The sequence below is a fragment of the Herbaspirillum sp. B65 genome (assembly GCF_000333555.1).
Lineage (GTDB): Bacteria > Pseudomonadota > Gammaproteobacteria > Burkholderiales > Burkholderiaceae_D > Herbaspirillum > Herbaspirillum rubrisubalbicans.
Genome location: NZ_BADI01000002.1, coordinates 1 through 10,714 on the forward strand (window position 1 = coordinate 1; position 10,714 = coordinate 10,714).

The 10,714-nt window shown below is 49.1% G+C and carries 6 protein-coding genes; 4 read left to right on the top strand and 2 right to left on the bottom strand.

Annotation, left to right across the window (positions count from 1 at the left end):
* Positions 1–283: 283 nt before the first annotated feature.
* The 3 genes from I5W_RS28965 (at position 284) to I5W_RS29205 (ending at position 6,414) form a co-directional block, all read left to right on the top strand.
* Positions 284–1,591, top strand: coding sequence for a restriction endonuclease subunit S (locus tag I5W_RS28965; protein WP_083893419.1), 1,308 nt, complete (start codon positions 284–286; stop codon positions 1,589–1,591).
* 214 nt (positions 1,592–1,805) lie between these two features.
* Complete coding sequence (locus I5W_RS00025; protein ID WP_044527713.1) at positions 1,806–5,021, top strand: type I restriction endonuclease subunit R; 3,216 nt, start codon at positions 1,806–1,808, stop codon at positions 5,019–5,021.
* A gap of 214 nt (positions 5,022–5,235) precedes the next feature.
* Entirely contained in the window at positions 5,236–6,414 is a 1,179-nt protein-coding gene (locus tag I5W_RS29205) for a GTP pyrophosphokinase (protein ID WP_083893420.1), read from the top strand.
* A gap of 675 nt (positions 6,415–7,089) precedes the next feature.
* Here I5W_RS29205 and I5W_RS31880 read toward each other — a convergent pair.
* Entirely contained in the window at positions 7,090–7,242 is a 153-nt protein-coding gene (locus tag I5W_RS31880) for a hypothetical protein (protein WP_159106092.1), read from the bottom strand.
* A 196-nt stretch (positions 7,243–7,438) separates the two neighbouring features.
* Between I5W_RS31880 and I5W_RS00040 the strand changes: the two genes are divergently transcribed.
* Entirely contained in the window at positions 7,439–8,470 is a 1,032-nt protein-coding gene (locus tag I5W_RS00040) for a HEPN domain-containing protein (protein WP_044527710.1), read from the top strand.
* A gap of 560 nt (positions 8,471–9,030) precedes the next feature.
* Here I5W_RS00040 and I5W_RS00045 read toward each other — a convergent pair.
* The gene (locus I5W_RS00045) at positions 9,031–10,587 is read right to left on the bottom strand and encodes a phosphoribosyltransferase-like protein (RefSeq protein WP_044527711.1); all 1,557 of its coding nucleotides are present in this window, start codon (positions 10,585–10,587) and stop codon (positions 9,031–9,033) included.
* Positions 10,588–10,714 lie beyond the last annotated feature (127 nt).

A 10,714-nucleotide genomic window follows, 5' to 3' on the forward strand; every position in this document is an offset into this window, starting at 1 on the left:
GTAACGTGATGGCGGACCCGGACCTTCGCGAGAAACGAGAACGTTCCGCTGGGTCAGGACATTCACGAGTACTTCGCCAAAGAAGTGCTACCGCACGTGCCTGACGCCTGGATGATGAAATAAAGAAAGACGAGAAGGACGGAAAAGTCGGCATCGTCGGCTATGAAATCAACTTCAACCGGTACTTCTATAAGTACCAGCCGCCGCGTGCTCTGAGTGCTATCGACGCGGACTTGAAGGCTATCGAGGCAGAGATTGCCGACTTGCTGGGGGAGGTGACCGAATGAGCTTGTTTTTTTCAAACGTGATTGCCCCTAGGCTGTCGCAAAGTTTTCAAGTCGTGCGCGGGGACTATTTTTTGGATGAAAGAAAAGAGTTCTCGGAAGAAGGTTGTGAGGAGCTTCTAAGTGTCTCCGAATACTCGGGGGTTACACCTAGGCGGGAGAGCCTGTCTGACGGAGAGCACTTGAGCCGGGCTGAGTCATTGGAGGGCTACAGGCTCGTTAAGGTCGGGGACCTCGTCATGAACTACATGCTTGCCTGGAAAGGTGCGCAGGGCGTGTCAGCTCATGAGGGTATTACAAGTCCAGCGTATTCCGTCTTCAAAATTGACCCGAATAAGGCTGATAAAAATTTTGTTCACCACCTATTTCGCTCAGACCTCTTTAAACAATATTTCAGGAGTGAGTCGTCTGGAATTATCGAGTCACGACTCCGCTTCTACCCAGAATCCTTGAGGAGCTTGAAAATTGGATTGCCGTCGTTAGCCGTTCAAGTGAAGACATCGCGATATCTCGACTACGAAACGGCCCGCATCGACGCCCTCGTCGAGAAGAAGACTCGCTTCATTGAGCTACTGCGCGAGAAGCGCCAAGCTCTCATTACCCACGCTGTGACCAAAGGTCTTGACCCCAACGTAAAGATGAAGGACTCCGGCGTGGAGTGGCTGGGGGAGGTCCCGGAGCATTGGGGAGTATTAAAATTAGGTCGACATGTAGCAGTGACCACTGGTTTTGCTTTTCCTTCTTCTGAATTTTCACCAAATCCTGAACATAAACGTCTTCTTCGCGGAGTAAATGTTGGGGTGTCTTCATTGCGATGGGATGAAACTGTCTATTGGGAGCGAAGAGATGGAGATGGCCTTGATGCATTCGAATTGAAGCAGGGAGACCTTGTTCTTGGTATGGATAGGCCGTGGATTTCTGAGGGACTGCGAATTGCCTTTGTAGAGAAGTCAGATTTACCTTGTATTTTGTTGCAACGAGTTGCTTCCTTAAAGAGCGATGCGAAGCTAAGCAAGAAATTTTTATATCACGTTCTGTCGTCTGAATTATTCAGAGCAGCTCTGATGCCCGATATGACAGGACTGAGTGTTCCGCATATAAGTTCAGAGCAAATAACTGGATTTATGTTGGCATTACCACCGGCACGAGAGCAACAACTTATCTGCGAGCGGTTGGAATGCGAGCTTAGCCGAATATCTTTTCTTATTAGCAAAACCGAACGTAGTGTCGAACTTCTCAAAGAACGCCGTTCCGCCCTCATCACTGCGGCAGTCACGGGGCAAATTGACCTGCGGGAGGCTGTATGAGCAGGGGCCGTACACTGAAGCTGTATCTGGTGGACGGCTCGCCCTCTGGATTGATTGCCGCTGAAATCATGAACTGGTCCTGCCATGTCATCAACGCGCCCCGTGCGCGGTTGCCGGAGCTGCTCAAGCGACCAGAGACCCCATGCACCGAGTTCTATTTTCAGGTCGGGCCAAACAAATAAATAAAATACAGACGAAAAACAGGGAGGCCCGAGTGAGCCTGATTCACCACGAATGCGAACTTGAACGTCATATCGTTGAACAACTGGAAGCCAGTGGTTGGAAAGTAGGTGACCCGGCTGCCTATGATAAGGCGCGGGCGCTCTATCCAGCGGATGTCGTCACCTGGCTAAAGTCGAGCCAGGAAACCGCCTGGAAAAAGCTTGAAAGCCTGAATGGTGCTAACACTGAGAGAACTGTTCTCGACCGCCTGGTGAAGGTGCTGGAGGCTAAGGACGGTGGCACCGTGGTGGTGTTGCGCGATGGTTTCCAGCTGGCCGGTGCAGGCACGCTCAAGATGAGCGAGAGCCTGCCTGAAGACGAGCGCAACGAAACCGTTGCCCAGCGCTACGCCTGCAACATTCTGCGAGTGGTTCCCCAGGTGCACTATTCGCTCGACAACGAAAACGCCATTGACCTGGTGTTCTTCATCAATGGCCTTCCTGTGGCCACTGTGGAGCTCAAGACCGACTTCACGCAGTCCGTTTTTGCGGCCATCAAACAGTACAAGGAAGACCGCGAGCCCAAGAGCAAAACCACGGGTCGTGCGGAGCCCTTGTTGACGTTTAAGCGTGGTGCGGTAGTGCATTTCGCGATGAGCGACAGCCTCATCTACATGACTACCAAACTGGCTGGCGACTCCACTTTCTTCCTGCCCTTCAACCGTGGCGACGACGGCCGTGCGGGCAATCCACCTGGTGAGACTGGGCCGGACGGTCAGCCTACTTATCCGGTCAGCTATTTTTGGACGCATGTACTCCAGAAAGATAACTGGCTGCGCATCTTCCACCGCTTTGTTCTCCTTGAGAAGAAGGAGAGCAAGGACGCGAAGGGCAACACGACTATCAAGGAAAACATCATCTTCCCGCGTTTCCACCAGTGGGAAGCGGTGACGAAGATGATGTCTGCTGTGCGCGCTGAAGGCGTTGGTCAGCCATACTGCATTCAGCATAGTGCTGGCTCTGGCAAGACCAACACCATCGCGTGGACATCGCATGCCCTCATTCGCCTGCGTCATCCAGACGGTGAGCCGTACTTCCACAGCGTGATTGTGGTCACCGACCGTACCGTGCTGGACAAGCAATTACAGGATGCCATTACTCAGATTGAACACCAATCGGGCGTCGTCAAAGCTGTCGACCGTGAGACCTCCAGCTTATCCAAGAGTCAGCAGTTGGCCAAGGCCATGCTGGATGGTGTGCCTATCATCGTCTGCACGGTGCAGACCTTCCCCTATGCGCAAGAGGCCATCCTCAAGGAACAAAGCTTGCGTAACCGTCGCTTCGCCGTGGTTATCGACGAGGCACACAGCAGCACTGGCGGTAGCACAGCCGATGACTTGCGCTTCGTGTTGACGGGCCAAAGTGAAGAGGAATGGGACAAGCTGAGTAAAGAAGAGAAGCTCGCTTTCTGGCAGTCGTCCCGTCAATGTCCCAGCAATGCCAGCTACTTCGCCTTCACGGCGACGCCGAAACATTCGACCTTGATGCTGTTTGGTCGACCCAAGGTCCCAGGTCAGCCAGTATCCAAAGAGAATCCGCCGGTGCCGTTTCATCTGTACACGATGCAGCAGGCCATCGACGAGGGATTCATTCTTGATGTTCTCAAGAACTACACCTCCTACAAGGTTGCTTATCGCCTGGGTTCGGAGATGGCAAAGGCAGCTCACGAGCGTGTGGATGAAAAATCCGGAAGGCGCTCCTTGGCGAAGTGGATGTCTCTGCACCCAACTAACGTGGGGCAGAAGGTTCAGCTTATTGTTGAGCACTTCCGTGCCAACGTGGCCCGCCTCTTGAATGGGCAGGCCAAAGCCATGGTGGTAACCGGTTCCCGAGCTTCAGCGGTGGCGTACGCACGTGCGTTCAAGTCTTTTTGTGAGACCCAGGGTTATGTGAACTTGCACGCAATGGTTGCTTTCAGTGGCGACGTACCTAACAAAGACAAACAGACCGATGTATTGATTGACGAGCAGTTGGATGCTGGTTATCAGTTCAACGAAGCGAATATGAATCCTGACCTTCGTGGTCGGGATATGCGAAAGGCTTTCGACACTTCAGAATTCCAAGTGATGATTGTCGCGAACAAGTTCCAGACGGGCTTCGACCAGCCCAAGCTGGTGGCGATGTACGTGGACAAGAAAATCTCGGGCGTTGAGGCTGTCCAAACTTTATCGCGTTTGAATCGGACCTATCCGGGTAAAGACAAGACGTACGTCATCGATTTTGTGAACGAGCCGGATGAAATACTGGCGGCATTTAAGAAGTACTACCGTGATGCCCAGGTTTCTGACGTCCAAGACTTCAACGTTGTTTATGACTTGAAGCAGAAACTGGACTCCGCTCACATCTATGAGCCTAGCGAGGTTGCGCGCTTCGCCGAGGCCATCGTGGACAAGAACGTTACCCACGAGAAGCTGTTCATCCTGACACAGCCCGCTACCGACCGCTTTAACAAGAAGCTCGATGAACTGACGAAGGCGATTGACCATTGGGAAAAGGTTTGGGAGAAAGCCGATAAGGGAGGTAACGAGGTTGGGAAAAAAGAAGCTGACGCCTACCGGGCGGAGGCTTCGACAGAACGAGATGAGCTCATCGTATTCAGCTCGAGCCTGGCTAAGTTTGTCCGCAACTATGAGTACATCGCGCAGCTCATTGATTTTGGTGACCCTGAGTTGGAGGCATTTGCTGGATTCGCCCGTCTGCTGCGTAAGCGATTACGCGGAGTTGGCGCGGACCAGATTGACCTCGAAGGGTTGAAGTTAACGCATTTCCGCATCAGGAAGGGTGGGGATTTGGAAGGCGTTGGGCCTGAGGGCGAAACGCCCACGCTTGACCCCATTACCGATAACGGGATGCGAGAGGGACGTGACACGCAGAAGGCCTACCTTGAAGACTTGGTCGAGAAGCTTAACAACGCCTTCGGTAAGGACGTGAGTGAGAAAGACAAAGTCGCGCTGGCGGTTCATGTTTCAGAATGCCTTCGGGACGATAAGCAGGTGATGGCGCAGGTTGAGAACAATACCAAGGAAGAGGCTATGAAGGCCAATCTTCCGCAGGCGGCTGTTCAAATCATCGTGCAAGCCATGCAGAGTCACCAGGCAATGGCGACCAAGCTGCTGAGTGATGAAAGCACTCGTGGACTGTTCCTGGATGTGGTCTACGACCTGCTGAAGAAAGATAGTGGCGGTGACTTGATTCGTGCTGTTCGTTAGAGATAACGCACACACTAGACGCTCCCCAACCTAAAGCGTTGTGCCTCGCACTGTCGGTACATCTGCCAGGAAGTATAAAAGAGTGGCCTGCCCCCGGATGTTGTTTTGCCAGCGTAATTGACCCAGTCCGATTTGTGAAATGTAATCTCAGACTAAGGTGTAAGACCGTACCTATGGGTCTGAGGTATTGCAAATCAACGGGAAGAAGTCATTAATGTGGGGACTAGCTGGGGCGGTGGTTTATAAGATCGTATTAAACGAAGGGACAGCTATGCAAGAACAAGGACCTTTATCGCCTGAACAACTGAAAGAGCGCGTCATCCGCTTTTATAATCGATATGGAAAAGATCTCGAGCAAATAAAGAGTCTGCTAGAAATTCGGCTAACGCAACTCGCACTCGCCTACACAATCGATAACAAGTTACCTCCTGAGGCTGTAAAGGTTTCTACAAGAGTTAAGGGCATCAATAGCTTTATGAAGAAGCTGGAGAAAAAAGGATGGCCTCAATTCTATTATCCGACAGACGTTGCTGGCGATCTTATTGGGGCAAGAGTCGTTTGCTGGTTCTTAGATGATTGCCACGGATTTCTCAAGCTGATTTCCGGCTCTCAGCATCTGAAAATTGAACCCTCTATCGAGGACTACATAACTAATCCGAAGCCATCCGGATATCGATCAATTCATTTGGTGGCCAATATCAGCTACGATGGAGTTAAGCGGACGGAAGATCAGGAAATCATAATTGCATCGCAAGATATGCGATGTGAAATTCAGGTGAGAACGAAGTTGCAGGATGCTTGGGGAGATGTTACCCATGACTTCCATTACAAAGCAAAAGAAATGGGAGTAGAGGATGAGGATTTGGAAGGCTTTCTCAATGACGTCGCACAAAGATTGGCCAGCGAAGATAAAACACTAATCAAGTTCAGGAAGACATATCAGCGCTTGGCTGACGAAAAGTCCGCTAAGAAAATTCGCGAAGGTTTTCAGGTTTCTGCTTCAGCGGCTTTGCCAAAATTCTTCCTATCGCAACCCGAAGAGCTGATTGAAACCGCTTTAGTTAAAGCAGAAAGTAAGAACCGGCTCGTGTTTGCAGTGATTTACGACGCCGATAAATCCAGCAAAAGTAAATTGGAATACTCGCTTGGTTATTTCTTGGAATATGGGATCACCAAGACACTGGTAGACGAAAATTTTATTGCCGCACTAGTGCCTGTTTCAAAAGGCAATGCGCGAGACTTCATACCAGAGGACGATCCACTAGAGAATTGTAGATTGGTCGTCTTTCTTCCCAACGGGAAAGTGCTGCGTAGTGAAGGTGTTTACGCCAATCCAGACGAAGGGCTGCGGAGAGTCAGAACAATAGTTGAGCAATGGAAAAGCGAAGTATGAAAAGGATAATGGTGCAAGGGCGGCTTCTTCAATTTGACCACGGAGCTAGCTGCAACGCGAGCTCAATCCTGCTAGAGGAAAGTTCAGTGTTAAATGAAAAAAATGCGGGAAAGATCAGACTCAATGAGTCTCGAATTCGGACTTTATTGAATTTGAAGTGCTGAGAGTCGTTACAAGCATATGCGCGAAAATCAGAAAAATCTCTTTTGCGCCACTTTGGTCGGCTTCATGAGCAGCAAGGCACTTGGAGCGACTCAGCACTCCCATAAAGATCATATGAGCCTTCATATTGCTGATCTCTCCCCAAACAGCGGCGGCCAATAGACCCACTTTGCAATTGCATATCAGTGCTTCGAACCGAAGCAGATCTCTCCACTTCTTGAAAGAGATCCCCCTTGTGGTCTTGAGACGCGTCGATGCTTCCTAGCAGCTTTGGGGCGGGTATAAAACTTAAGTGTTGCGCAAACGGCTACAGCTATTGACAGTTCATGTGTGTATTCATACAGTGCCATATATAGATAAATTTTGTTATGTTCTTCTGCATCTAGTTGTTTTTGGCGCTTTGTTTATATTGCATTAACTCTCCAAGGAGGCGGCAATGGCAAATAAATCTACCGGAAAAAATGTGGCATCCACCGCTGCTCGAGTACTGAGCAGCCCTTCTTCTTCCGCAATTCAACGCAGTTTGGCCGGCAGCGTGCTTTCCCAGACGGGGAATTCCAAAGTCACCGGAAAAACGATGGAAGCGAAAGCTTCTAATGCGCTCCTCAGCGGCAAGTCCAGCAGCACCACAAAAACGTTGGCTGCTTCAGCGGTATCCCAATCCAAGAAAAGTCGCTAGAACGTCCAACAGGCTTTGGCGTTTGGTCGCATGACGCAATACAAGCACCTAGTTGCTGATGTTCAGCAACTGGGCTTCATGCGACAGCATCCTAAGCATGGAGGATTTTGTATGTGGCCATACTTGTGACATCATTAATGTCAATCCAGCGGCCATCTCGTCGCGTCAATCAACTGGTGTTGCATGTCTAAGCGAAACCTAATTTTGGAAATCCAGGAGAAAAATGCTAGAGCATCTAGTCAGTATCTACACGGAAATTTAGAGCTTTATGCGCTACAAGAAAGCGCCCAGAAGTTTGGTGAATCGGATACAACGCTACGTGCTTTGCACATCATGGGTATCGCCTCCTGTATTGAGGTAAGCGTTCGAGAGGCCATCAAGCGATTAGTGGACTCTGGTGCACCTTATATTGAGCGGGCTGAGCTTTTTAAAGAGCACCTTCGGTTTGATTTCGCCCTTACTAGGGCTCTAAGTGAGGGTGCAATTACTTTTGGGGATTTGGTTTCCCACTCCCTTCCAGTCAGCAAGCTTGAGCATGTCTCATCTCATTTCGAGAGCCTTTTCAGCGACAAAGACCAGCGCAAAAAATTTAACAAGATAATTTCGGAAATTCGGGTCTTTGAAGAGCCTAGCGAAGAGGAGCTCTTTGGCGAGAGGCCGGTAGGCCAAACGCAGAAAACTGCTCCACTTTTAGTCAGCGACACTAATAGCCTGTTGCAAGACATTGCAGCGATATTTGAAGTCAGGCACTTGGTCGCCCACGAAGCCAATTTCAGCGCAGTCTCGTCGAGTGAGCTGTCAAAATTTCTAACGAGTGCGAGACTCTTTGTAGATTGTCTCTATGAATTAGTGGAGCAAGAGTTGAATATCGGTCGCTCACGCAATAGTTTTGGCGGTTCGATTCAGGAGGCGATACGAGCAGGGAGAATTTATACCAACGCATTGGAAATTCAGGATCGAATAGCGTTAAAGCTTACTTCCATCCACTCGGATGAAGATGAGTTGCCCACTCTGTTCGCAGCGGCAGTTAGCGCATTTTCCACTCACCATGATGCTGAAATAGACTTTCGGCTTTCGTTACACAAGTGGGTGACTGGTAATGCCATGCGAAACATCGAGGCGAATGTTATGGACCAGCTATGGCAACATCGAACAAACTATTTAAAAAACCTCGAAGAACAAGTTGAATTTTATGCCGAGTTAGATCGGCAATAGCATTTGCCACGTTTCGTATTTCCGCTTCATTCCTAGCAGAGTATTGCGCCTATTTGCCTCACCGAATTTTTTCACTTGAACCCGGCAGATGAGACTCAAAAATCTACTCTCTGCAGCAATTCGCGCCAATTATTTGTTATGACTTACTGAAATGGGGGCTACGAATGGGGGAGCAGCCGCCTAAGATGTTTTTTTCAATTCGACTAAAGATTTCTCTGGCCTCCTCCAAATTTTGGAAGAAAAGTTCATAGTTAAGTGAAGGAAATAGGGGAAAGTTCGGAGTTAAATGAATCTGGACCGACAAGCTTTCAGTAGACACTCATGCTACGCCTTCAGAGAGCGCACATAGAGAACTTATCAATTCCCGCATGAAGTGAATATTCTTCGAAACCGAACCAGGCAATATTCTTAAACAGCACCACTCTGCGCTGCGCTATCACCTAGCCATTTCGAAGCACAACTCGCGCGGCAAGCTGCCTAATTTCTAGATCAATCTTGATCCAGCCGGGGGGCACTCCAATCCAACCTCGAAGTCGATCGGTTTTAATGTGCGAAACGAGTCAATCGAAGCCAGGGAATAACGGATTCCATTCAAAATCGCCCCGTGATCGCTCCCACAGCAAAGTCAACGTAGTTTTGGGAACGTTGTAGGGGAAAACAAGCAATCGCTGCATGTCTGAAAAACCGAGGGCACTTTCTTTTCTCCTGGAATCGTCCCAAGATTTCTCTTTTGCTCGCCGGCCTAGAATTTTGTAGCCCACGTCCTTGCAAAAAATATGCAGATCGTCACGCTCCTCTTGATTCACCCAAGTTACTGGCCCAAGGGGATCAAAAATCTTTGTGTTAGCTACTTCGAGAGTGCCGTATAGAATTTCTGCTCGCGAGGAATCCAGACCCGTCTTACTGTATTCATGACTTTTGAAGCGCTTAATTCCCTCATCCATCGCGACGCCAAAGGTAAAGCGAAGATCGCGGTCTTTTATGCGTGTTTTATTTTCTTCTGATAATTGCTGTGCATGAACGGTGTAATGCTGCTTATGTGCTCGCGTGCCCATTAGATCGCCAAGGGTATTGAGCGTCTGAGTCCCGCTTAGTAGGCAGTCATCGATAATGTAAATACGATCCCCGGCTCTCGTAGTTGAAAGAGCATCCGGGAGACTTTGCTCAAACCGAAGCTGACTTGAAAGCGGAGAGTGTGATAGCAGATAATTCATGATGGCGGCGCTGCCAGTGTGTTCTCCGAAAGCCGAAAGAACTAACTGTTCTTCCGGTTTTTCTCTAAGCTCAGCCACTAGGATTTTTTCAATCCCTTCTGATAGCGCCCATAACGGATAAAACTTCACATGTGACAAGAGTCTTATGGCGCCTCGAATACGCTGTGTGGTCTCAAATTGCAAAAGAAAAGCAGCCAGAGCTTGGATGGATACTGGTATTCGATATGCTGAAAATCGGCGTGTCAGTTCAACCATGAGATTTTGTTCGACTGGACTGAGTGCCGATAAGCCTGATAGAGGAAGACGTTTAGAATTGCTCAGCACGTCCACATCTAACTTGTCCACCAGCCATCGGAACACCCATTGATGAGGCGCAAAGTTTGCCTCGATGTCTGAGTTTGCAGCGTCACTAAACACAGATCGAATCTCGGATAAGACGCCAAGACTGAAACCAGACTTGGTTTCGAACGCTTTGTCTAATTCGTAGAATTGCATCACGAACGCCAAGATTAGAGATGCATATTGAATACGCACATCGGATCTTGTTGTGTTCCAGATACTAGGTCTGGCTCGGCGAAATATTTTGACGAAATATGTACCCGATGTGGGGTGGATGCCGATTTTCGTGATGCTAGATACGACCAGATATGTGAAGAACAAAGCGTTCTCAACATGCAAAAGATCTTGGTCGAAGGCGGTACGTAGTTGCGCTGAAACTAAATCTATACTGCGTTCAAGTATCCGCATCAGCTCCACGCCGCGTTGAGACTCATAGACCTCCTTTTCCCATTTGAACATCGGTGCTAGCAGTAATGTCACTAGTATGTCTGCGGGAGGTAAGTCGTTCTTCTCAATTACGTCTTCTTTGATATAAACGTCAAAACGACCATAGAGCTTGACCATCAAGTCAAACTCGAAATTAGAGCTTTCGAGACCTAAAAGATACTCACTGTAGCGGTCGAGTTTATCGAAAGGCCTAGTCGTAAAGATTTTCTAAGCAGTTTCTGAGAGGTGATATGCCTTGTTCTCC